Source organism: Thermotoga sp. RQ7, assembly GCF_000832145.1.
Taxonomy (GTDB): Bacteria; Thermotogota; Thermotogae; order Thermotogales; family Thermotogaceae; genus Thermotoga; species Thermotoga neapolitana.
Map to the genome: position 1 here is coordinate 13184 of NZ_CP007633.1, position 21670 is coordinate 34853.

Annotated in this window: 26 protein-coding genes; 15 read left to right on the top strand and 11 right to left on the bottom strand. The window is 47.7% G+C overall.

The genetic code is table 11. The features are described from left to right. From mazG to TRQ7_RS00140, 15 genes are read left to right on the top strand one after another with little or no spacing between them, the layout of a single operon-like run. Entirely contained in the window at positions 1-768 is a 768-nt protein-coding gene (mazG, locus tag TRQ7_RS00070; RefSeq protein WP_041843720.1) for a nucleoside triphosphate pyrophosphohydrolase, read from the top strand. Further along, positions 765-1754: a peptidyl-prolyl cis-trans isomerase gene (locus tag TRQ7_RS00075; protein WP_015920077.1), complete on the top strand. Its 990-nt coding sequence runs from the start codon at positions 765-767 to the stop codon at positions 1752-1754. Before mazG ends, TRQ7_RS00075 begins: the two co-directional genes overlap by 4 nt. Beyond that, positions 1751-2782, top strand: coding sequence for an S-methyl-5-thioribose-1-phosphate isomerase (gene mtnA / locus TRQ7_RS00080; protein WP_015920078.1), 1032 nt, complete (start codon positions 1751-1753; stop codon positions 2780-2782). Before TRQ7_RS00075 ends, mtnA begins: the two co-directional genes overlap by 4 nt. 2 nt (positions 2783-2784) lie before the next feature. Next, entirely contained in the window at positions 2785-3555 is a 771-nt protein-coding gene (gene fliR, locus TRQ7_RS00085) for a flagellar biosynthetic protein FliR (protein WP_015920079.1), read from the top strand. Further along, positions 3486-4607, top strand: a complete 1122-nt coding sequence (gene flhB, locus TRQ7_RS00090) for a flagellar biosynthesis protein FlhB (protein ID WP_038067995.1) — start codon at positions 3486-3488, stop codon at positions 4605-4607. The genes fliR and flhB overlap by 70 nt, the downstream gene beginning before the upstream one ends. Then, positions 4604-6640 (top strand): flagellar biosynthesis protein FlhA, encoded by a 2037-nt coding sequence (flhA, locus tag TRQ7_RS00095; protein WP_015920081.1) that lies wholly within the window; start codon positions 4604-4606, stop codon positions 6638-6640. The genes flhB and flhA overlap by 4 nt, the downstream gene beginning before the upstream one ends. Further along, the gene (gene flhF, locus TRQ7_RS00100; RefSeq protein ID WP_041843721.1) at positions 6637-7782 is read left to right on the top strand and encodes a flagellar biosynthesis protein FlhF; all 1146 of its coding nucleotides are present in this window, start codon (positions 6637-6639) and stop codon (positions 7780-7782) included. The genes flhA and flhF overlap by 4 nt, the downstream gene beginning before the upstream one ends. After that, positions 7748-8575, top strand: a complete 828-nt coding sequence (locus TRQ7_RS00105) for a MinD/ParA family protein (RefSeq protein WP_038067997.1) — start codon at positions 7748-7750, stop codon at positions 8573-8575. The genes flhF and TRQ7_RS00105 overlap by 35 nt, the downstream gene beginning before the upstream one ends. Positions 8576-8579: 4 nt before the next feature. After that, the gene (locus TRQ7_RS00110; RefSeq protein WP_015920084.1) at positions 8580-9269 is read left to right on the top strand and encodes a flagellar brake domain-containing protein; all 690 of its coding nucleotides are present in this window, start codon (positions 8580-8582) and stop codon (positions 9267-9269) included. Further along, positions 9266-9880, top strand: a complete 615-nt coding sequence (gene cheC, locus TRQ7_RS00115) for a CheY-P phosphatase CheC (RefSeq protein ID WP_041843722.1) — start codon at positions 9266-9268, stop codon at positions 9878-9880. The genes TRQ7_RS00110 and cheC overlap by 4 nt, the downstream gene beginning before the upstream one ends. After that, positions 9877-10350, top strand: coding sequence for a chemoreceptor glutamine deamidase/glutamate methylesterase CheD (gene cheD / locus TRQ7_RS00120; protein WP_041843723.1), 474 nt, complete (start codon positions 9877-9879; stop codon positions 10348-10350). Before cheC ends, cheD begins: the two co-directional genes overlap by 4 nt. Further along, positions 10350-11012, top strand: coding sequence for a FliA/WhiG family RNA polymerase sigma factor (locus TRQ7_RS00125; RefSeq protein WP_015920087.1), 663 nt, complete (start codon positions 10350-10352; stop codon positions 11010-11012). Before cheD ends, TRQ7_RS00125 begins: the two co-directional genes overlap by 1 nt. After that, on the top strand, positions 10996-11304 hold the full coding sequence (locus TRQ7_RS00130) for a hypothetical protein (RefSeq protein WP_041843724.1): 309 nt from the start codon (positions 10996-10998) through the stop codon (positions 11302-11304). The genes TRQ7_RS00125 and TRQ7_RS00130 overlap by 17 nt, the downstream gene beginning before the upstream one ends. Beyond that, positions 11301-11783 carry a hypothetical protein gene (locus TRQ7_RS00135; protein ID WP_041843725.1) on the top strand — a complete coding sequence of 161 codons (483 nt, stop codon included), beginning with the start codon at positions 11301-11303 and terminating at the stop codon, positions 11781-11783. The genes TRQ7_RS00130 and TRQ7_RS00135 overlap by 4 nt, the downstream gene beginning before the upstream one ends. Then, positions 11768-12433, top strand: coding sequence for a hypothetical protein (locus TRQ7_RS00140; RefSeq protein ID WP_041843726.1), 666 nt, complete (start codon positions 11768-11770; stop codon positions 12431-12433). The genes TRQ7_RS00135 and TRQ7_RS00140 overlap by 16 nt, the downstream gene beginning before the upstream one ends. On the opposite strand, the gene TRQ7_RS00145 is transcribed toward TRQ7_RS00140, so the two are convergent. From TRQ7_RS00145 to TRQ7_RS00195, 11 genes are all read right to left on the bottom strand, one after another. Next, positions 12417-12647, bottom strand: coding sequence for a hypothetical protein (locus tag TRQ7_RS00145; protein WP_041843727.1), 231 nt, complete (start codon positions 12645-12647; stop codon positions 12417-12419). The genes TRQ7_RS00140 and TRQ7_RS00145 overlap by 17 nt on opposite strands. After that, positions 12644-12922 carry a stage V sporulation protein S gene (locus TRQ7_RS00150; protein ID WP_015920092.1) on the bottom strand — a complete coding sequence of 93 codons (279 nt, stop codon included), beginning with the start codon at positions 12920-12922 and terminating at the stop codon, positions 12644-12646. Before TRQ7_RS00150 ends, TRQ7_RS00145 begins: the two co-directional genes overlap by 4 nt. A gap of 70 nt (positions 12923-12992) precedes the next feature. Next, the gene (gene galT, locus TRQ7_RS00155) at positions 12993-13997 is read right to left on the bottom strand and encodes a galactose-1-phosphate uridylyltransferase (protein ID WP_015920093.1); all 1005 of its coding nucleotides are present in this window, start codon (positions 13995-13997) and stop codon (positions 12993-12995) included. Positions 13998-14009: 12 nt separating this feature from the next. Next, positions 14010-15470 (bottom strand): glycogen/starch synthase, encoded by a 1461-nt coding sequence (locus TRQ7_RS00160; protein ID WP_041843728.1) that lies wholly within the window; start codon positions 15468-15470, stop codon positions 14010-14012. After that, complete coding sequence (locus TRQ7_RS00165; RefSeq protein ID WP_041843729.1) at positions 15467-16096, bottom strand: MBL fold metallo-hydrolase; 630 nt, start codon at positions 16094-16096, stop codon at positions 15467-15469. The genes TRQ7_RS00160 and TRQ7_RS00165 overlap by 4 nt, the downstream gene beginning before the upstream one ends. Positions 16097-16101: 5 nt before the next feature. Further along, the gene (locus TRQ7_RS00170) at positions 16102-16812 is read right to left on the bottom strand and encodes an undecaprenyl-diphosphate phosphatase (RefSeq protein WP_041843730.1); all 711 of its coding nucleotides are present in this window, start codon (positions 16810-16812) and stop codon (positions 16102-16104) included. Positions 16813-16814: 2 nt separating this feature from the next. Continuing rightward, the gene (locus TRQ7_RS00175; protein ID WP_041843731.1) at positions 16815-17420 is read right to left on the bottom strand and encodes a CBS domain-containing protein; all 606 of its coding nucleotides are present in this window, start codon (positions 17418-17420) and stop codon (positions 16815-16817) included. Next, positions 17421-18452, bottom strand: coding sequence for a flavodoxin-dependent (E)-4-hydroxy-3-methylbut-2-enyl-diphosphate synthase (gene ispG, locus TRQ7_RS00180; RefSeq protein ID WP_015920099.1), 1032 nt, complete (start codon positions 18450-18452; stop codon positions 17421-17423). Beyond that, positions 18449-19930, bottom strand: a complete 1482-nt coding sequence (locus tag TRQ7_RS00185; protein WP_041843732.1) for a site-2 protease family protein — start codon at positions 19928-19930, stop codon at positions 18449-18451. The genes ispG and TRQ7_RS00185 overlap by 4 nt, the downstream gene beginning before the upstream one ends. Next, a complete protein-coding gene (dxr, locus tag TRQ7_RS00190; protein WP_041843733.1) occupies positions 19906-21033 on the bottom strand; it encodes a 1-deoxy-D-xylulose-5-phosphate reductoisomerase in 1128 nt (375 codons plus the stop codon). The genes TRQ7_RS00185 and dxr overlap by 25 nt, the downstream gene beginning before the upstream one ends. Beyond that, positions 21012-21620: a thiamine diphosphokinase gene (locus TRQ7_RS00195; RefSeq protein WP_015920103.1), complete on the bottom strand. Its 609-nt coding sequence runs from the start codon at positions 21618-21620 to the stop codon at positions 21012-21014. Before TRQ7_RS00195 ends, dxr begins: the two co-directional genes overlap by 22 nt. Between the last annotated feature and the right edge of the window lie 50 nt (positions 21621-21670).

A 21670-nucleotide genomic window follows, 5' to 3' on the forward strand; every position in this document is an offset into this window, starting at 1 on the left:
ATGGGAAAAACGGGAAAACTCTTCGAAGAACTCGTGTCCATCATGGAGAAGCTTCGCTCCCCGGAGGGTTGCGAGTGGGACAGAAAACAAACTCATGAGAGTTTGAAACCCTATCTCATCGAAGAGTGTTACGAACTGATCGAAGCGATCGATAAAAAAGATGACGAAACGATGAAAGAAGAACTCGGAGATGTTTTGCTCCAGGTGGTGTTCCACTCTCAGATAGCAAAAGAGAGAAATGCCTTCTCCATAGACGACGTGGTTGAACACCTGAATTCCAAGCTCATCAGACGTCATCCCCACGTCTTTGGAGACAGTTCCGGTTATTCCTACAAACAATGGGAGGATATAAAGGCTCAGGAGAAAGGAAAGAAGAAATCATCGAGGGTAGGAGAGATAAACCCTCTCGTTCCTGCCCTCTCCATGGCAAGAAGAATTCAGGAAAACGCTGCACAGGTGGGATTCGACTGGGACAACATCGAGGGGGTGTACGAGAAGATAGAAGAGGAACTTGAAGAACTCAGAAAGGCCAGAAGCACGGATGAAGCAGAGGAAGAACTCGGCGATCTTCTGTTCTCCATAGTCAATCTGTCCAGGTTTCTCGGAATCGATCCCGAATCCGCCCTCAGAAAGGCCACCAGAAAGTTCGTGGAGAGGTTCAGGAGGATGGAGGAGATGATAGAAAGGGATGGACTGGTGCTGGAGGAACTGTCTTTGAGAGAACTGGACGAATACTGGAACAGGGCGAAAGGAGGAGATGAGGAATGAAAAAGGTTTTCCTCGTAATTCTTCTGGTGACAACGGCCACTTTCTTTTCGCAGGCAACGACCACATCGAGCACGGTGGTTGCCATCGTCAACGGCCAGCCGATCACTTCGGATCTTCTCGAACTCGAAGCGGATATAAACGGTATTCTCAAAAGCATCGCACAGATCGATATGAGATTCTTCAACGTTCTCACAGGAACCGAGGAGGGATTGAGACTCCTTTTGAAATACAAAATGGAAGTTTTGAATTCACTGATAGACGATCTCCTCATACAGCAGCTTGCAGAAAAAGAGGGGGTCGGTGTAACAGATGAAGAGGTGAATGCAGAAGTCGAAAAAAGACTGAAAGAAACGGTGGAGTCGATGGGGATAACCCTTGAAGATCTGGATAAGTTCCTTCAGAGTGCAGGTTACGGTGATCTTGAAACGTTCAAAAAGCGCCTCAAATGGCACCTGAAAACCCAGCTTTCGCTTCAGAGACTTCAGGAAAAGATCACCCAGGATGCAACGGTGACGGTTGAGGAAGCCCAGAATTACTACAACCAGAACAAAGAGGCGTACAGAGTGCCGGCTGCCGTTCATCTCTACAGGATCTCCGCCGAAGAAAAAGGAAAAATCGATGAGGCCCTCTCAAGGATCAGAAAGGGAGAGGATTTCCTTGAGGTCGCAACAAAGGTGGCAACAGGAGGAGACCTGGGCTGGATCGAAGAAGGAGAACTTGAAAAGGATTTGGAGAGTGTCATCTTTGAAGCGCCGGAGGGTGCCATACTCGGTCCGTTCGAATCGAAGGGTGGTTTTATGCTCTACAAAGTTGTAGAAAAGAGGGCTTCCTCTTACAAAAAGTTCGAAGAGGTGAAAGAGGAAATCATCAACAAACTGCTCTCGGAGAAAAAAGCACAGATCTGGAACGACTGGTTCAACAAAACGTTCGAAGAGTTCAAGAAGAACAGTCATATAGAAATAAAACTTGGAGGGAGCGGGGAATGAAGTTAAAGACAAAGACGATGGAATGGACAGGAAACTCCTTGAGGCTGCTGGACCAGAGGAAACTTCCCTTCATCGAGGAGTACGTAGAATGCAAAACACACGAAGAGGTCGCACACGCGATAAAGGAGATGATCGTCAGAGGAGCACCTGCCATAGGTGTCACGGCTGCCTTCGGATACGTTCTGGGTTTCAGAGAGTACCGTTCAGGAGATCTGAAGGAATGGATGAAACAGGTCAAGGAAGTTTTATCTCGAACCAGGCCCACGGCCGTGAACCTGTTCTGGGCCCTGAACAGGATGGAAAAAGTCTTTCTTGAAAACCTGAAAAACGAAAACCTTGGTGAAATCCTCGAAGAAGAAGCCATGAAAATGGCACAGGAGGACATAGAGACGAACAGGGCGATCGGCAGAAACGGAGCAGAACTCATAGAGGATGGTTCGACAATTCTCACTCACTGTAACGCAGGTGCGCTTGCGACGGTGGATTACGGCACGGCCCTCGGGGTGATAAGAGCCGCCGTGGAGGCGGGAAAACGTGTGAGGGTGTTCGCCGACGAGACGCGTCCCTACCTTCAGGGGGCAAGGCTCACCGCCTGGGAGCTCATGAAAGACGGTATAGAGGTCTACGTCATAACGGACAACATGGCAGGATGGCTTATGAAAAGAGGAATGATAGACGCTGTGGTCGTGGGAGCCGACAGAATCGCTCTGAACGGAGACACCGCAAACAAGATAGGAACTTACTCCCTTGCCGTTCTGGCGAAAAGAAACAACGTTCCCTTCTACGTGGCGGCTCCGATATCTACGATAGACCCTACGATAAAAAGCGGTGACGAAATACCAATAGAGGAGAGGAGGGCAGAAGAGGTAACCCACTGTGGAGGAAACAGGATCGCTCCTGAAGGGGTGAAGGTTCTGAATCCGGCCTTCGATGTCACAGAAAACTCTCTGATAACAGCGATCATAACGGAAAAGGGTGTCATCAAACCACCTTTTGAGGAGAACATAAAGAAGATCCTCGGGGTGTAACCTTGGATCAGATTTTTGCCTTTTTGGAGGAAAAGTTCCTTGCGTGGATGTGCTTGTTCACAAGATTTACAGGCTTTTTTGTGATCGCCCCTTTCTTTTCTGAAAGGGCATTTCCGGTTGTCGTGAAGGTTTTCCTTGCGCTCTTTACGAGCTGGTTGACCCTTTACTCGTCGAACATGAGTTTGCCACTCGATACGCCCGTTCTCACCTTAACACTGAACCTGTTGTTTAACTTTCTCGTGGGATTCAGCCTTGGGTTCATCGTGTATCTTTTCCTTCAGGCATTCAACGGAGCAGGTTACATCTTTGGTTTTCAGATGGGATTTGGTATGGAGGAAGTGCTCGCGTTCGGAGAAGAGCAGACGAACCCTACAGGGGAATTGATATACCTTCTGGGTCTGACAGTTTTTGTGCTCATAAAAGGACCTCTTCTGATCTTCGAGGGTCTGAAGGATTCTTTAGAAGTGTTTCCCGTGAACCTTGTTAATTTAAAAGAAGATTTTTTCTCCTACATCGTGCAAAGGTCTGATGAATTCTTCGTGATGATCCTGAAGATCGGAATTCCCATCATCGCGTTTATGTTCATCGTCAGCATCGTACTGGGAATCGTCTCCAGACTCATTCCACAGATGAACGTTTTCATGGTTGGACTGCCGTTGAAGGTGATGATAGGTTTCGTTCTGATAGCGGGGATGTTGCCGATATGGGCGGACATGGCTCAGAGTATCTCAAATCTTGTCTGGAACGCTATTCAAGAGCTTCTTGGGAAATAGTTCCTCTACTGTTCGCTGAAGCCGAACGAACAGAGCGCGCCACTCCAAGGAAGAGAAGGAGAGTAAGAGAGGAAGGTCGAGTTCCCGTCTCAAGAGAACTCAACATGGCTATCACCTTCCTCATATTCGCCGTTGTCTTGAAGATATTCGGACCACAGGGGATCGCAAGCATCGCCCGGGATGTCAGTGCCTTTCTTTCCCTCGAAGAAACAGAAGATCTTCTGAGCGCTCTTGGATATTTTAAAGATATTCTTTTGATGATCGGAGCCCTTATGCTCTTCACCATGGCCGCTGGAATTCTGGTGGGGGCGATTCAGACGAGGTTTCTTCTTGCGTTCAAAACCCTCAGACCCGATCTGAACAGGATAAATCCGGTGGAAGGGTTCAAAAGACTGTTTTCTCTGAGATCAGTGGTCGAACTTTTGAAGGCCGTTATGAAAGTGGTGGTCATCGGTGTTGTCGTTTATCAGGTACTGAAAGATCGCTGGTACGAGATGGTTCTTTTGAGTGACATGGAACTGGAAGATGCCTTTCTGAACCTCTGGGATGTGGCATCTGAAGTTTCTCTGAAGAGTGGCATAGCCCTTCTTGCACTGGCCGTGTTCGATTATGCCTATCAGAGATGGGATTACGAAAAAAGCATTCGAATGACAAAACAGGAAGTGAAGGACGAGTTCAAGGAAGTCGAAGGAAACCCTGAGGTGAAGCGAAGGCAAAGGCAGATGATGTATGATATCCTACGAAGGAGAATGATGGAGGAGGTCCCCAAGGCCGACGTTGTGATCACCAACCCAACGCATTTTGCCGTAGCCCTGAAGTACGATCCCGACACGATGAACGCACCAACCGTGGTGGCGAAGGGTGTGGACCATCTGGCCCTGAAGATCATCGAGATCGCAAGGGAAAACGGTGTTGCAATCGTGAGAAACCCTTCTCTTGCCCGAACGCTGTATTACAGGGTGGAGATAGGTGAGGAGATACCGGTGGAATTCTACAGGATAGTGGCAGAAGTACTCGTTTACGTTTACACGAGAAAAGGGGTGAGAATTTGAAAAACGTCGATATCGTGGTCTCTCTGATGATAGTGGCCATCGTGCTTCTGATGGTACTTCCAATTCCAGATAGAATGCTGGATTTCTTTCAGATTCTCAACTTAACCCTCTCGATGATAATACTTTTTTCCACGATGTACATAAGAAGCGCACTGGAACTTTCTTCATTCCCGACTTTGCTTCTTGTGGTAACACTCTTCAGGCTGGGACTCAACGTGGCTTCAACGAGGCTCATCCTTCTGGAAGGTCCACAGTTTCAGGGAAGGGTCATAAGAACCTTTGGGGATTTTGTGGTCAGGGGAGATTACGTTGTGGGATTGATAGTGTTCTTGATACTGGTCATCATCCAGTTTGTGGTCATCACAAGGGGTGCCGAGAGGATAGCGGAAGTAGCGGCAAGGTTTACCCTCGATGCCATGCCAGGAAAACAGATGAGTGTGGACGCGGATCTGAACAGCGGCCTGATCACAGAAGAGGAAGCAAGGAAAAGGCGAGAGGAGATAAGAAGAGAAGCGGATTTCTACGGTGCTATGGATGGTGCCAGTAAGTTCGTGAGAGGGGATGCCATAGCGAGTATCATAATCGTTTTCATCAACATAGTTGGTGGGCTTCTCATCGGTGTTTTGAGGCACGGTATGAGTCTTGGGGAAGCGGCACAGGAATACGTGATCCTCACGGTGGGAGACGGACTTTCCGCCCAGATACCCGCTTTGCTGGTTTCCACTGCAACCGGTATCATCGTGTCCAGGGCAGCATCGAAGGAGAATCTCGGAAAAGACCTGGTGTCGGAACTTTCTCGCGAAACGAAGGTCATCATCCTCACAGGCGGTGTTTTGATCTTTCTGGGACTTTTCACTCCCATTCCGTTTTTCAGTGCTCTTCTGGGAGGGGCTTTGATCCTGCTTGCGGTCTATGCCTCAAGGGCCGTTCCTCAGGAAGAACTCGCAGGTCCATCGCCCGCGGAAAGACCGAGTGGTCCTGTACTGTCAACCCCTGAAGAGGTGGCTGAGGTGATACAGAGCGACACCGTTGAGGTGGAGATCGGATACGGTCTGATTCCCCTCGCCGATCCATCCCAGGGCGGTGACCTCCTCGACAGGATCACATCCATAAGAAAACAGCTTGCCTTCGAATTGGGTCTTGTGGTATCTCCCATCCGGGTGAGAGACAGTGTCCTTCTGAAACCAAACGAGTATTCCATAAAGATAAGGGGAAGTGAGGTTGCTCGTTATGAGCTGATTCCAAACAGGCTCCTCGCAATAAATCCTGGAACCGCTGAGGAGAAAATACCCGGCATACCAACCAGGGAACCCGCCTTCAACCTTGAGGCGTACTGGATAGAAGAGTGGAGAAAAGAAGAAGCCCAGCAGAAGGGTTACACCGTGGTGGATCCTCCCACCGTCTTCGCCACACACCTTTCTGAAGTGCTGAGAAGACACGCCGATGAACTGCTCGGAGTCAAGGAGTTCGAACTCCTTGTTGAAGGTCTGAAAGAGAAGTTCCCGAAACTGGTTGAAGATCTCATACCGGACGTTATGAAACCAGCTGAGGTGAAAAAGGTTTTGCAGAGACTCCTGAAGGAAGGTGTTTCCATCCGGAACCTTCCGACCATTTTCGAAACACTTTTGGAAAGCGCAGAAAAGAGCAAGGACATAGATTTCCTGGTGGAAAGTGTGAGAAAGGCTCTGAAAAGGCAGATCGCTTCTCAGGTGCGCTCCGATGACGGTAAAATACACGCGGTAGTCCTCGAAAGGGAACTGGAGCAGAAACTCGCCGAATCGATAAAGGAAGTGGGGGAAGAAAGAGAACTCCTTCTGAATCCAGAAGTGTCACGAGAACTCATGAACAGGATATCTGCTGCCCTGAGTGATCTGATGAAAAAGGGGTATCAGCCGGTTGTAGTCTGTTCTTCCAGCATCAGGTCGTACCTTTCCAGATACATAGCAAGGAGTGTCCCAGGTGTTTTTGTGATCTCCTACGATGAAATACCGGACGATTACACCCTCCAGATTGAAGGCGTGGTGAAACTGTGAAAATAAAAAAATACCTCGCCGAGAGCATCAGAGAAGCGATGATGATGATAAAAAGAGAACTTGGGGATAACGCCGTTATCCTGAGCTCTCGTAGGATAAAAAAAGGTGGATTCTTCGGAATAGGAGGAAAGACGTACTTCGAGATAACCGCCGCCGTGGAAGAAAAAGAAGAGGAAAAGAAGGTAGAAAACGCTTCTACTTACAGACTTCAGGAGATCCTGATAAAGAACAGACGAAGCCTGGACGATAATATTAAGGACGAGTTCGACGAGATAAAGAGAACCATAAGTGAAATCAAACAAATCCTTGTGAAAGAGAAGAGCCAGACCCTTCCAGAAGGGCTGTCGAAGATCTCCTACGGTATGGAAAAACAGGAGATAATACCGGAAATCAGATACAAAATAGTGGAGTTTTTGAAGATGAAGTACGGTGATCTGGATCCCGGCTCAAAAGAAGCCTTCAAAATTCTCTCTGAGCAGTTTTCCAACATCATAAGAACGAAAGTACCGGACTTTGAGAATGTAAAGGTTCTCTTTGTTGGAACAACTGGAGTTGGTAAGACAACAACACTTGCAAAGCTTGCTGCAAGGTTCAAGATAGAAGAGAAAAAGCGTGTGGCGATACTCACACTGGACACCTACAGAATAGCCGCAGCCGAACAGTTGAAGACGTACGCGGAGATAATGGATATTCCCATGAAGATCGCATACACACCAAAGGAAGCAGAATACGAAATGATGGCACTGAAGGATTACGACGTTCTTCTCATCGACACCGCGGGAAGGAGCCATCAGAACGATCTTCAAATGAGCGAGGTCAAAGCTCTGGCAGAGGCTGTGAAACCAAACATCACGTTTCTGGTCGTCGCCATGAACTACAAACTGGACGACATGAAGAAAATTCTGGAGAAATTCTCTGTGGTGAGACCCACACATCTCATCCTCACGAAGATGGACGAAACATCCGTTTATGGTACTTTTGTGAACATCTCAGAAATCACAGACATTCCAATCGCCTTTGTAACAAACGGCCAGAGAGTGCCAGACGACATCTTCGAAGCAAATTCCGTGGAACTTGCAAGGATCGTGACCAGTGAGGTGTTAAGCTGTGCCGGATCAGGCGGAACATCTCAGGAAAAGTGAACCGAAGATAGTGAGTGTTCTCAGCGGAAAAGGCGGTGTGGGGAAATCCGTAATAGCGGTCAACCTTGCCCTGGCGCTGAAAGAAACAGGAGCGAATGTGCTTTTGCTGGACGCAGATGTGGGATTTGGAAGCGTTGAAATTCTTCTTGGTTTCATGGCGCCCAAGACACTGAAAGATTTTTTCAAATCCGATATGAAGATCGAGGACATCGTTTTCAGCACAAAATACGGTGTGGATGTTCTCAGTTTTGGAATCGACATGGAGGACCTTCTCCTTTTCAATCTGAGCGATCGGAGGCGTTTCTTCGATTGCTTCTCCAGACTTCTCAAAAAATACGATTATCTGATAGTAGATTTTCCACCGGGGTACAACGAGAACCTGGACAGTTTCTACCTTCAGTCTGACTTCCTCATCCTTGTGACAACACCGGAGCCAACTTCCATCATAAACACTTACACACTGATGAAAATTCTGTCCGTCAAGGGAGTCTCTCCAGAAGAAGTTTTCCTTGTCATGAACATGGCAAAGAACATGAGAGAAGGAAGAATCGCTGTGGACAGACTGAAAAGGGTGATCGAAAGATTCGTTGGCTTCACGATAAAACACTCCTTTGTGGTGAAAGAAGATCCCGTGGTTCACAAGAGTGTGGTCTCGCAGGAACCGTTCGTTCAGCGTCACCGGAAGTCCCAGCCGTCTTTTGCGATATATGGGCTCAGAGAAAAGATCCTGAGAGAGCCTGTTCGGAAAGAGGGTTTCCTGACCAAAATAAGACAGATGCTTGGGATAGGGTGATACGATGCAGTATTACACCGAACTTGTGAAGGCTTCTGATGTGATAAGGCCCGGACAGAGTGTCATTGTGGAAGTTTCCTATCCGGAGGATCTCGAAGGTGAGTACAAAAGTAGCGTTCACGACGTTGATTTCGAAAGAAACCTTCTGGTACTCTCCATGCCGAGTTTCAAGGGAAGACTGGTTCCTCTTCCGCGAGGAACGCGATGTACAGTGAAGATCGTGGACAGTTCTGCGATATACACGTTCAGAACGGCTGTACTGGAAAGTGGTAGGGACGAAGATGGTTTTCCCATCACCAAAGTGTTGTTTCCAAACAGGTTGAGAAAGGTACAGAGAAGAAGATTCAAAAGGATAAAGATCTTTCTAGAGGGATTCTACAGGGTCTCCTCCAAAGATGAACCACTGAAGAGGTTTGTGACGAGAGATTTCAGCGCAGGTGGTATGCTGATGGTGGTGAACGACATCTTAACGGTGGGACAGATCATATACGTTACGATGGATCTGGATGAAAACCTGAAACTGGTGGATCAGCCTGCCCGGATCGTAAGAGAAGCAGGAATTCTTGAAACGGGTGAGAGAATGTACGGAGTGGAATTTTTGAACGTTTCTCCCTCTCTGGAAAAGAAACTGGTGACTTTCGTTTTCAGAAAGGAAATTGAAATGAGAAACAAGGAAAGGGGAGATATCGAGTGAACATCTCCGAAAGACAAAAGGACCTTCTGAAAGAAATCGGAAACATAGGAGCCGGAAACGCTGCAACGGCGATATCTTACATGGTGAACAAGAAGGTGGAGATTTCCGTTCCAACGGTGGAGATAATCCCCCTCAGCGACGTGATATTCGTGGCGAAAGATCCAGAAGAAATCGTTGCGGGTGTGAAGATGCCCGTGACAGGAGAGATAGAAGGTAACGTCCTCCTCATAATGGGAACGCAGGTGGTGAAAAAGATCCTGGAGATACTCATAGGACACGCACCTGAAAATTTACTACAGCTCGATGAGTTTGCTGCTTCGGCGCTTCAGGAAGTGGGAAACATCATGTGTGGTACCTACGTTTCGGCTCTTGCAGACTTTTTGGGATTCAAGATAGACACGCTTCCACCTCAACTTGTGGTGGACATGATTTCTGCGATATTTGCAGAAGTTTCGATCGAGGAGCTAGGAGAGAGCGTCGATGATCAGGTGGTGTTCGTCGAGACATCTCTCACCGTGGAGGGAGAGGAACCGCTGACCTCATATCTGATGCTGGTGCCGAAGCCAGGATACCTGAAAAAGATCTTCGAAAGGATGGGTGTTCAGGAATGAAAAAGGTAATAGGTATTGGAGAATACGCCGTTATGAAAAACCCGGGGGTGATCGTGACCCTGGGACTGGGATCGTGTGTTGCCGTGTGCATGAGAGATCCCGTTGCAGGTGTTGGTGGTATGGCCCATGTAATGCTTCCGGACAGCGGAGGAAAGACCGACAAACCCGGAAAGTACGCAGACACGGCAATTGAAACGCTGGTGAAAGAGCTTGAGGCACTTGGGGCAAAGAGAGAAAGAATGGAGGCAAAAATTGCCGGTGGAGCCAGCATGTTCGAATCCAAAGGAATGAACATAGGTCAGCGAAACGTAGAAGCGGTGAAAAGACACCTGAAAGAACACGGAATAAAACTTGTGGCAGAAGACACCGGTGGTAACAGGGCAAGGAGTGTCGAGTACAACATAGCCACTGGAAAGCTTCTTGTGAGGAAGGTGGGTGGTGGTGAACGATTAGAAATAAAGGAAATCTAGTGTGGGATAAAGAAAGGGCAATAAAGAGTTTGCTTCCTGTTATAAAACGAATAGCCGAAGATCTGGTGCAGACCCTTCCACCGAACGTGGAGGTAGAAGACCTCATTCAGGAAGGAATCCTTGCAGCACTCTCTGCTTTTGAAAGGTACGATCCGTCCAAAGCGAGTTTTACAACATTCGTAATAAAAAGAGTGAAGGGGGCAATGTATGACTACCTGAGAAGGATAGACTGGATGCCAAGAAATCTGAGAAAAAATGTGAAACTTGTGGAGAAAGCGATACACGAGAGTGAAGAGTTCCCTTCGGACGAGGAACTGGCCAGGAAAACCGGGTTGGAACTGAAAGAAGTGATTCGCGCCAAAAACGAGATGATGAGAAGACAGATTCTCATGATAGATGCCTTCGATGAAGAGTTAGCGTTGAAAACAGAAGGACCAGATGAAACAGCGTACCGGGAGATCTTAAAAGAGAAAATAAAAAAAGCGATTGAGAAGTTGTCCGAGAAAGAAAAACTCGTCCTCTCACTGAGGTTTGAAAAAGAGCTTTCCCTGAAAGAAATAGCACGCGTTCTGGGTGTTTCCGAGTCCAGGGTTTCTCAGATCGTGAGCCTTGCCCTCTTGAAAATAAAAAGGGAAGTGATGGGCGATGATCAGACCAGTTGACTTCCAGGGTTTTGTTGTCAAAGGTGTAGAGTCCACCCAGAGCATCTCTCAGACTTTGAATCAGCAGGCACTGACACAACAAATAGCTGGACAGCATCTGGTGCAGCAGTTCAACAGAGAACAAAGCATGGTGAAAAGAAGTGTTTTCGCAGAAGGTGTCGAAGTGAGAACTTCGACGGAGGGAAAAGGAAGGAATGAAAATCGTTCTTCTTACAATCTCAGGATCCAGAGAAAAAAACAGGTCAGTCTAAGAGAAGAAAACAAGGGACTGTTCATGGATGTGAGAACATGACGACCGCTTATCTGGATTCAAAGAAACTGGGTGGAAAATTCGTGGGAGGGCTCCTTGTTGTCGACGAACGGGGTATTCCACAGGAGTTCAAGTACACCGAACCTGTGGTTCCAAACGAACTCCAAAGGATACTGTACGGTGGCTCTCTCGAGGTCTATTTGAAGACAGAACTCATAGCCAGAACATTGCTGAAAAAGATGGAGAAAAATCCAGATTTCATATTCGTTCGCGATCCCGAACTTCTGGAGGCGGATGAGAGACTGGTGCTCCTTGTTGAGAGAAACGAAAGAGTGGAAGAGCCAGTTCGAGCTTCTGAGGAGGAGGCGATTCTTCCATTCAAAGGGAAGGCACTCAAAGTCATAGGGAAACTCTCGGACGATCGTCTGGAAAAACTGCTGAAACTTTTGGAAGCTTTCGATGTTCTTGAACCATTTCAAAGACTGGACAGGGCGCTGGAGTACGTATGTTCAGGCGAGTGATCTACTTTTTCAAAAGATGGCTGGAAGGGTTCATTCTAGAACTGAAAGGTCCAAAGGTGAGCGGTATAGAGGTGGATCTTTTTCCTCCTTCTGTGATCGAAGAAATCTTCCAGAGTCAAGTGAACGTTTTTTCGCTGAAAAGAGAACCACAGGTTCACGAGGAAAAGCTTGAAAACGAGATGATACGGGTCGAAAACTGTTTCCCAACTGCTGAGATCTCTCTTCGATCTGGAAACTTGGAAATTTCAACCATTGGTGCACAGCTTTTCGATGAAATATCACTGAAAACCTCAGTTCACTCAGAAAGCCTCTCTTTCCATGCCCGGGTTCATTCGGTTTCTTCTAACACACCGCCTGTTTTCTCAAAGCCAGACCTGTCTGTTCTGAGGAGAATGACATTAAAGAGAGAAACACGTGTTGACAGGAAAAAAATAGAAGGAGCACTGAAAGTGCTCCTGATGGAATTGAAAGGAAAGCAATTCAAACGCATCGGTTTTGTTGGATACTACAGGAACGTTCCGTCTGGGAAATTGTTCGTCGTGAACAGAGAACTTTTCGTCGACGTAGAAGAAGGTTCTTCGAAAGATCTCATGGTGTTCGAAGTTGAAACAGAAAGATCGAAACGCTACATATTCATTCCTGTTCAATAGCTTCAGAAAGTTCTTCGATGTTTTCCAGAACTACTTTGAAGAACTTAAAGGCTTCGATATCGACTTCCGAGTTTTTGTTCATGAAGTAGTAAGTGACCTTTTTCCTGAAGCTTTCTCTTTCTTCAGAAGACATTCTGATGATTTGAAGAACGATGGCTTTGATCCTTGGATCATCCTTCATGGCATTCAGAATTTGCTGGACCTCGGGTTTCATCCCTCATTCTTGCTGTTCTCTAAAAAGACCTTGAAAGATATACCCGTTCTCACATCGTCCCCTATCTTGATTTCGATGAACCCCGGCACGACGAAGAGGTCCTTACCAGACTCCTCCAGGAACCTTCTGGCAACTGCCAGTGCCTTCACTGCCTGGTTCACAGCCCCCGCGCCAATCGCCTGAATCTCAACCCTGTCGCTCTTGGAAAGAGAACCAGCGATCGCACCAGCCACTTTGTTCGGATTCGAGTTTGAACTGACTTTCAAAACTTCCATTCTACCATTCCTCCTTACTCACGGGTTCTCTAACTTGCATTTTATCACAAAGGTTCCGAACATTTCAAACTTACTCTATTGTTACTTCTCTCAGATATTTTGCGGCATCTTCCGGTGGAACGGTGTTTATGTAGAAACCTGTTCCCCATTCGAATCCTGCCACTTTCGTCAGCCTTGGAAATATCTCGATGTGCCAGTGGTAATAGTCCTTTCCCTCCAGGTTCGTTGGAGCCGTGTGTATGAGGAGATTGTACGGAGGATTGTCCAAAGCCGAGTAGATTCGATACAGGACGTTTTTCAGAATCTTTGAAAGAGAGGTTACTTCCTCTTCCGATATCATGTGGAAGCTGTTCATGTGTCGTTTGGGAAGGATCCATGTTTCAAACGGAAACCTTGAAGCGAACGGTTCTATAGCTATGAAGTGGTCATTCTCCTCAACGATCCTTTCTCTTTCCTTTTTCTCCTCATCGATGATGTCACAGAAAGGACACCTTTCCTTGTACTCGAAGTACTCTTTGGATCCTTCAAGTTCTTCCTGAACCCTCTTTGGCATGATGGGAAGGGCAATTATCTGACTGTGGGGATGGCTGAGAGAGGCTCCTGCATCTTTTCCGTGGTTTTTGAAGATCAGAATGTATCTTATCCTCTCGTCCTTCATGAGCTGTTCGTATCTTATCTTGTAGGCCCAGATCACTTCCTCCACGTTCTTGTACTCCATGACGGCCAGGTGAGAGTTGTGATCGGGTGTTTCCACAACAACATCGTGGTATCCAAAACCCATAGCGGCGTCGTACATGCCTCTTCCATACTTTCTCAGGGGGGTGTTTGGGTCCACTGCCGGAAACTTGTTTGGAACGACCCGAACCCACCATCCGGGCGTGTTCGGTTCTGTGTCGGCCGGTCTGAAAGCGAAGATCTCGGGAGGCGTGGTGTGCTCGTTTCCATAGTCGAACGGACAGAATCCTTCCTGAACCTCTTCAACCTTTGTTCTCACAAAATCGTTGGGCCTTTTTGCCCTCTCGGTGGCTATTATGACCCATCTCTTTATTATGGGATCCTTTCTGAACTCAGCCATCTCTTCTCCCCCTCACTTTCCAACTTTGGCAAGGGCTTTTTTGTAAAGTTCCACGTACTCCTTTGCTGATCTGTCCCATGAGAGATCTGTGTTCATAGCGTTCGTCATGATCCTCTTCCAGTGTTCTTTCTCTCTGTAGTAAAAATGCAGCGCTCGAGAGATGGCCTTCAAAAAATATGAAGAATCAAAGGGTTTGAAACCAAACCCGGTTCCTTCCATGGTTTGAGGATCGTATTCCTTCACCGTATCCGCAAGCCCACCGGTGTACCTTACAACGGGAACTGTTCCGTATCTCATGCTGAACATCTGTCCAAGGCCACACGGTTCGTACTTGCTGGGCATGAGGAATATATCAGAGCCGGCGTATATCTTCTGTGCCAAATCCACGTCGAACTTTATGTTCACTGAAACCTTATCTGGATACTTTTCCTGGAACTTTCTCAGAGCGCTTTCGTAGTATTCATCACCCGTTCCCAGAACAACGATCTGAAGATCAAAGAGCGTGAGATAGTCCATGATGTCGAGCAGAAGGTCGAGCCCCTTCTGTGGGACGAGTCTGCTGATGAGACCTGCCACGGCAGTTTCTTTTTTCACAGGAAGTTTCAGTTCTTCCTGAAGTTTCACCTTGTTTTCCCATTTGAGTTCCAGGTGATTCACATCGTAGTTGACGTAGATTCGCCTATCTGTTGCGGGATTGTAGAGTTCGTAATCTATCCCGTTCAGGATTCCATATAGATCTTTTGATCGCATCCTCAGAACTCCATCCAGTTTTTCACCGTACTCTTCCGTTTGAATCTCCTCAGCGTAGGTTGGGCTCACCGTGTTTATCACATCGCTGAATACAATCCCGCCCTTCAGGAAGTTCAGCTGACCATAAAACTCAAGACCATCGATGGAAAATACGTAATCTGGGAGACCAGAGAAAGAAAGGTACTTTGGATCGAATACACCCTGATAACCAAGGTTGTGTATGGTGAGAACTGTTGCGGTTTTGGAGAAGTACGGATCGTCCCTGTAAAGGGTCTTCAGGTAAACGGGGATGAGCGCTGTCTGCCAGTCGTTCACGTGGATGACATCGGGCTTGAGGTCGAGGTGTTTCACCAGATCCAGCGTGGCAGCAGAGAAGAATATCGACTGCTCTCCGAGATCAGGACCAGCGTAAACATCGTCGGCCGAAAAGTAGTACTCGTTCGCCACGAAGTAGGTCTTCACGTTGCTTCCAGGAAGTGTGGACTCATATATATCGAATTTTTCGCTTGTTTTCACATAGGAGGCGGAAATATCACTGGCCACCTTTTTGAGATCGTAGTCGAATTTTTCCGCGTTCTTTTCAACCAATCTGTGCTTTGGCATCACTATAAAAACCTCTACTCCCTGCTTTTCCAGGTACTTTGGGAGCGTTCCGGCAACGTCTGCCAGACCTCCCACCTTTGCAAACGGAAACACCTCGTATGAAACAAAGACCACTCTCATCTTTTCACCTCCGGTTTCAGTGGTGCATCGTGTGGAAACACCAGAAGATCAACGTCTCCCACATCGGAGAGGAACCTCTTCGCATGACCTTCTTCGTACCCTTTGATTATATCATAGTAACTAAGCCTGTTAGGTATCACATCTCCCGTCACAAGTACCCTCCCCATGTTTTCCGTGTAAAGAAGGAAAGAGAGGTGTTCTCTGGCGTGCCAGGGAGTGTGAAAAACCTTCATCTTTCCATCCATGAGAACTTCGCTCCCTTTCAACGGAACGATCCTCTTCCAGGAAGATATCACCTGAGAGTAAAGTCTTCCAAGAAGAGGACCAAAGGATCGATAATTCTTTGTTGCGTAGCTTTCGTGTACATAGAAAGTCGCGTTTTCGAAAAAGATGGAGTTGAAAATGTGATCCAGGTGCAAATGAGTGAAAAAAATGTCTGTAATTTCTTCGGGTGAAACACCGATTTCTGAAAACCTCTTTTCCAGTTCATCTATCGAAGGAAGGTTTCCCGGATCTATCAGGATCTTTCTGCTTTCGTGTTCCAGATAGACTACGGTGGAGAAATGAGCGTTCAGTCTCTCCGGCACAAAGACACTACCGCCTGTGAGAAGGATTTCCATCTTCATTCACATCACCCCACAAAATAGCTCACGATCGCCACAAAAAGACAGTAGTAAGCGAACTGCCACATCTTACCGGACCTGACACTTCTTGAGAGTATGTAGAGCGCTAAAATTCCAGATAAGAAAGCAAAAAAAGGTGCTGTCAGTGAGATGTTTTCTTTCTCCATTCCCAGGATACCCGCCCCCAGGACAACCGGTATGGACATCAAAAAAGAGTACTGGAGGGCATCTTCTCTTCTGTACTTCAAAAAGAGGAGCGTCGCTATGGTGATTCCACTCCTCGAGACACCGGGAAAAAGAGCCAGTACCTGTGCCAGGCCCACCAGCGTGGCATCCAGTATGGTCATCTCTTCCATCCTCTTCTCACCGGAGAACGATCTGGTGAACAAAAGTACGAGCGCCGTGAAGGAAAAGAAGAGTGGAAGAACAGCAGGGGAAGAAAATGCTTCGTCAACACGACTTTCGAAAAGAACACCGAAGACACCGGCCGGTATCGTGGAGATCACAAGGTTGAGAATCACCCTCCAGTTTCTCAAACTCCTTCTTATACCTTCAAGGGCGAAAACGACAACGGCAGCGAGCGTTCCAAGATGCAATATCGCTGTTTGATAAGCGTTGAGATCCATCTTGAAAACGTGGGAAAAGAGAACCAAATGGCCCGAACTCGAAACTGGTAAAAATTCGGTCAGTCCCTGAACGATTCCAAGTAGCATCTCCATTCTCAGAATCCCTCTTCTTTCTCCATGCTTTCCACTTCTATTCCGACCATTCTCAGAAGATCACGAAGCAGTTTTTCATCCTCCGTATCTACTTTCACAACGACCTCTCTTTTTCCGTCGAGCTCTCTGGCTGTGAGAATCGACAGGATGTTTATTTTACCGCTTGAGAGTGCGTCTACGAGTTTTTTCAACTCACCGGGTCTGTCCTCCAGAGTCACAGAAAAACGGATTCCGGGCACATCCATGGCGAGCGCTTCCACCAGTGCTTCGAGAAAATCGTGAAGACTCACCGCTCCCACAACCCTGAGCTCCTCATCGACCACAGGAAGATATGGCTCCTGATGTTCCAGAAACAGAAGAAGGGCGTGGGTGATGCTATCGTTCTCGTGGATGAAGAACTCCGGAAGAGAGATCCTATCAGAAATGGGAGAGTCCATTTCCAGATCTATCAAATCTTCTCTGTTCACAACTCCCTTGAGATGTCCTTCACTGTCTTTTACCACACACTCGTTCGTCTGGTACTGTCTCATCTTGCGAAGACACTCACCGACGGTTGCCGTCTCTTCCACAACGGGAAAGTCGTGTGTGATCCATTTTTTGATGTTCATTCAATCCACCTCCTTCAAGAGTTCATCTATGTAAAACCTCAGGCGATCGATGACCCTCTCCTTCGGAACTTTTTCCATTATCTTCCCTTTCACGAATATCACCGCACCATCCTTCAAACCCGCCACACCCAGATCGGCATCCTTTCCCTCACCGATACCGTTCACAACACATCCCATAACCGCCACCTTCAGGTTCCTGTTGATGTGAAAAAGGCTGCTTTCAACTTTTTGTGCCAGTTCTTCAACGTCTATCTCGGCCCTTCCACATGTGGGACACGCTATCACTTCCAGGCCCTCTCTCAGTCCGAGGGATATCAGGATTTTCTTCCCCACGATCACCTCTCGGACGGGATCTCCGGCTATCGATACCCTTATCGTGTCTCCGATTCCCTTCAGCAGAAGATAACCAATGGCAATCGAAGACTTCACAACAGCGGTTTCCGCAACCCCCGCTTCCGTCACACCGAGGTGTATGGGATAATCCACTCTTTCGGCAATATACTCGTTTGCTCTTATCGTCTCAAGAACGTTCGAACTCTTCACGGACACGACGATATCGTAGAAACCTTCCATTTCGAGGGCCCTCACTTCTTCGAGAGCAGACTCTGCCAGGTCCTTCCATCTTTCTGATGTCCTGTGTTTCAGTGACCCAACGTTCGCCCCAACGCGGATGGGTACACCGTACTCCTTCGCTACACTGACCACATCCCTCAAACGTTCTTTGCTCATGTTCCCCGGATTTATTCTTATTTTGTCCGCACCGTTTTTCACGGAAAGGATCGCAAGCTTGTAATCAAACTGTATATCCGCCACCACGGGAATGGAAACTTTCTCTTTTATTTTCCTGATCGCCTTTGCATCCTCTTCATCCTGGACGGCCACGCGCACGATTTCGCATCCCGCTTCTTCGAGTCGCTTTATCTGAAGCACGGTTCTTTCCACATCCGATGTCTTCGTTGTGGTCATCGACTGTACACTCACCGGGGCTCCTCCACCTATCGTCACCCTTCCAACCCTGACGGACCTTCTCATATTCCCATCAACCTTCCTATGTCGAGGAACGTGATGTAAAGGAAAAGAACCATGAGGAGTATGAAACCAATAAAGTGAATGATGTTTTCAATCTGTGGATCCAGTCTCTTTCTGGTCACCATCTCCACGAGTGAGAAAACGATCCTGCCACCATCGAGTGCGGGAAGCGGAAGAAGATTCAGAACTCCCAGGCTGATCGTTATGATGGCTACAACGGTGAGTATGGCCTCCATACCGCTCTTAGAAGCCTGTCCGATCACTCCCGCAAGCCCCACCACACCGACTATCTGACCCGTCTGAACGTTTCGGAAAAAGTTCTTCAAAGAAGAGGCCGTTGCCCAGAGTACGTAGTTACATGCTTTCACCGAAAGGCTCACAGTTTCCACAAAATTTTCAGGTCTGTAGCGCGGCACCTCGTTTTCTAGAACACCGGGGGTTTCCAAAACCGTCTTCAAAGAACTAGTGTCGATCTGCACTTTGATCAACTTTCCTGCCCTTTCCACCGTCACATCTACCGTACCTGAAAGCCCTCTCCACCACTCAACATTTTCTCCCTGAACACTCAGCATCAAAACCCTATCACCAAGGGTCAACCTCTGATAGAGTACTATCAAATCCTGCCAGTTGTCTATCTTTTGGCCCTCGACCTCAACGATTCTGTCTCCCCGCTGGAAAACAGAGAAATCTTCCTTGAAGATGGGAGCAAGACCCGCAAAGGAGATACCGATCATGTATCGCTTTGGTATCTCGTTGAACTGTTTCAGGATGCCTTTGACCGTGCCACCTTCGAACCCCAAAGTGACGTACTCGTTCACGTAGTCCTTCAGGATGGAGATGTCCGGATTTCCGTTGACTGAAACGAGTTTCCCTTCTGGTCTTCCCTCGGCACTTTCCAGAACGATTTCGTAGGTTTCAGGGTACATCCTGGGCACGATTCGAATCGGCACTTTCTTTCCGTCTCTGACGACCACCAGTTCCACGGGAAGTCCTTTCTGGATCTCCTCGGATATGATAGCGGTATCGAAGGCGATCCTTCCGTTCACAGAGTATATGATATCTCCTCCCAAGAGCCCTGCCTCTTCTGCGGGGCTGTTCGGAAGGACCTCTCCCACACCCGGTAGGGCAATTCCCCAGTGGAGCGTTATGGGAAGAAAAAGAACATATCCTGCAACGATGGAAAAAAGAGGACCTGCCAGGGTTATCAGAAGTCTCTGCCACGCTGGTTTGGCGTAGAAACTCTTTTCTCTTTCTTCCACTACCTCCTCTCCTTCTTCGCCCAGCATCCTCACGTATCCACCTATCGGGAAGACGTTGAACCTGAAGGTGGTTTCCTTTCCTTTCACAGAGAAAACTCTGGGTCCAAATCCCAGAGCAAACTCCAGGACCTTCACTTTGAAAATTCTTGCAAAAAGGTAGTGTCCAAGTTCGTGAACCATGATCACACCGGTGAGTATCAGGATGAAATAGATGACAACCATTCTGTCACCCTTTCTGCGATTTTTCGCGCTTCATCGTGGATCTGTTCCACTTCTTCCAGGTTCTCCGGCTCCGGATATCCGTCGATCCTCTCAAGAGTTCTTTCTATGACCCTGTGTATTCCTCCAAACTTTATTTTACCCTTCAAGAACGCGTCAACTGCCACTTCGTCTGCTGCATTGAAGGCCGTTCTGAGGGCGTAGGAGTCTTTTATCTGATTCAGTAAAAAGAAAGCCGGGTATCTTTCCGGGTTTACTGGATCGAAAGAGATTTTCATCGTCTCGAGGGAAAAAGATCCAAGGGCAGCACGCTCTGGATAGAGAAGAGAATAACTTATGGGAATCCTCATGTCAGGCGGAAAGATCACCATCTTCACATTCCCATCGGGCAGTATAACGACTCCATGAACCAGTCCCTCTCTGTGTATTTTCACATCTATCTTCTCGAAGGGAAGATCGAAGAGTTCCATCGCTTCCAGAACTTCAAAAGCCTTGTTCACCATAGTGGCGGAATCCACCGTGATGCGTGCCCCCATGCTCCAGACGGGATGTTTCAGCACGTCGTTTGGTGTTGCAGTCTCTATCTTTTCCAGATCCCAATCCCTGAGCGCACCACCCGATGCCGTCAGAACGATTTTCTGAACATCCGGTTCGATTACCTGGAATATCGCACTATGTTCGCTATCCACGGGAATCAGTTCGACACCTTTTTCCTTCAACTTCCTCTTCACAAGGAACCCCCCACATACGAGAGATTCCTTGTTCGCAAGACAGACCCTTCTTGAGTGCTCCAGAGCGGCCAGAACGGCCCTCAACCCGCTGAAACCAGAAACCGCCACCATCGTGATATCTGGCTTCAGCGCTTCCATCATATCCTCCAGCGCATGAGGCCCCTTCCAGACCTTCGCACTGCACTCAAAAGAAACATCACCGGTAACTACCACGTTTTCCACTTGAAATTCTTTCACAATCTTTTTTGCCAGTTCCACGTTCGTGTGAAAGGAGATCCCCACGAGTCGAATGCCCTCTATCTTTCTCAAAACATCAAGCGTCTGTGTTCCTATGGAGCCCGTTACTCCCAGTATCACAAGGGTTCTCTCTTCCATCTGAAGAAGATCACACCTCCTTTTTTAACCTCTATCTCAACCTCACTGGACACCGCTTCGTTGCTCACGCCGTACGGCTTTACAACAGGCATTTTTGCATCTTCCAGGGTATATTTGAATCCCCTGAGACTCACCCCTTCCGCATCAGCACCGAGTGGGAGTATGGACCACTTTTCTCCTGGCCTGGCGAAAAGAACCTTTTTTCCCTCCACGTAGCCAATCGTTAGATTTTCCGACTCAAGCACGGTGTTTTTGAAACGTTTCAGCAAATAGAAGAGGGCAAGGATCATATCCAGGCGGTCACCCTGCCATCCGAAGACAATCTTTTCTTCACTTTCAAACTGTTGAAGTGCAAGTTCCAGGTCTATTTCGTCCTTTTCTTCTGGAAACAGTTTCATCATCACACCGTGTTTTTTCAGCCACTCCATCGTTTCTTCTGATACCGAATCGGCATCCCCGACGAAAACGTCGGGAACGATGTTTTTCGATCTCAAAAAGTTCGCCCCACCATCCACGGCTACAATCCTGTCACATTTCGAGAGATCGATTCTTTCATCGTAGCGACCGTTCGCAAATATACACACCATTCATGGAGTCCTCCTCGAACGAGCCTGTTATAATTCTATCAGGAGGTGGT

Coding starts and splice junctions, on each gene's coding strand:
- TRQ7_RS00185 (WP_041843732.1), bottom strand. CDS start 19,930: ATGGTTGTCATCTATTTCATCCTGATACTCACCGGTGTGATCATGGTT.
- TRQ7_RS00140 (WP_041843726.1), top strand. CDS start 11,768: ATGTTCAGGCGAGTGATCTACTTTTTCAAAAGATGGCTGGAAGGGTTC.
- TRQ7_RS00170 (WP_041843730.1), bottom strand. CDS start 16,812: ATGGAGATGCTACTTGGAATCGTTCAGGGACTGACCGAATTTTTACCA.
- TRQ7_RS00130 (WP_041843724.1), top strand. CDS start 10,996: ATGATCAGACCAGTTGACTTCCAGGGTTTTGTTGTCAAAGGTGTAGAG.
- galT (WP_015920093.1), bottom strand. CDS start 13,997: ATGGCTGAGTTCAGAAAGGATCCCATAATAAAGAGATGGGTCATAATA.
- ispG (WP_015920099.1), bottom strand. CDS start 18,452: ATGAGAAGGTCCGTCAGGGTTGGAAGGGTGACGATAGGTGGAGGAGCC.
- TRQ7_RS00150 (WP_015920092.1), bottom strand. CDS start 12,922: ATGGAAGTTTTGAAAGTCAGTTCAAACTCGAATCCGAACAAAGTGGCT.
- flhB (WP_038067995.1), top strand. CDS start 3,486: ATGGGCGGACATGGCTCAGAGTATCTCAAATCTTGTCTGGAACGCTAT.
- TRQ7_RS00075 (WP_015920077.1), top strand. CDS start 765: ATGAAAAAGGTTTTCCTCGTAATTCTTCTGGTGACAACGGCCACTTTC.
- cheD (WP_041843723.1), top strand. CDS start 9,877: ATGAAAAAGGTAATAGGTATTGGAGAATACGCCGTTATGAAAAACCCG.
- TRQ7_RS00175 (WP_041843731.1), bottom strand. CDS start 17,420: ATGAACATCAAAAAATGGATCACACACGACTTTCCCGTTGTGGAAGAG.
- TRQ7_RS00110 (WP_015920084.1), top strand. CDS start 8,580: ATGCAGTATTACACCGAACTTGTGAAGGCTTCTGATGTGATAAGGCCC.
- TRQ7_RS00135 (WP_041843725.1), top strand. CDS start 11,301: ATGACGACCGCTTATCTGGATTCAAAGAAACTGGGTGGAAAATTCGTG.
- dxr (WP_041843733.1), bottom strand. CDS start 21,033: ATGGAAGAGAGAACCCTTGTGATACTGGGAGTAACGGGCTCCATAGGA.
- mtnA (WP_015920078.1), top strand. CDS start 1,751: ATGAAGTTAAAGACAAAGACGATGGAATGGACAGGAAACTCCTTGAGG.
- TRQ7_RS00195 (WP_015920103.1), bottom strand. CDS start 21,620: ATGGTGTGTATATTTGCGAACGGTCGCTACGATGAAAGAATCGATCTC.
- TRQ7_RS00145 (WP_041843727.1), bottom strand. CDS start 12,647: ATGAAACCCGAGGTCCAGCAAATTCTGAATGCCATGAAGGATGATCCA.
- TRQ7_RS00160 (WP_041843728.1), bottom strand. CDS start 15,470: ATGAGAGTGGTCTTTGTTTCATACGAGGTGTTTCCGTTTGCAAAGGTG.
- TRQ7_RS00165 (WP_041843729.1), bottom strand. CDS start 16,096: ATGAAGATGGAAATCCTTCTCACAGGCGGTAGTGTCTTTGTGCCGGAG.
- mazG (WP_041843720.1), top strand. CDS start 1: ATGGGAAAAACGGGAAAACTCTTCGAAGAACTCGTGTCCATCATGGAG.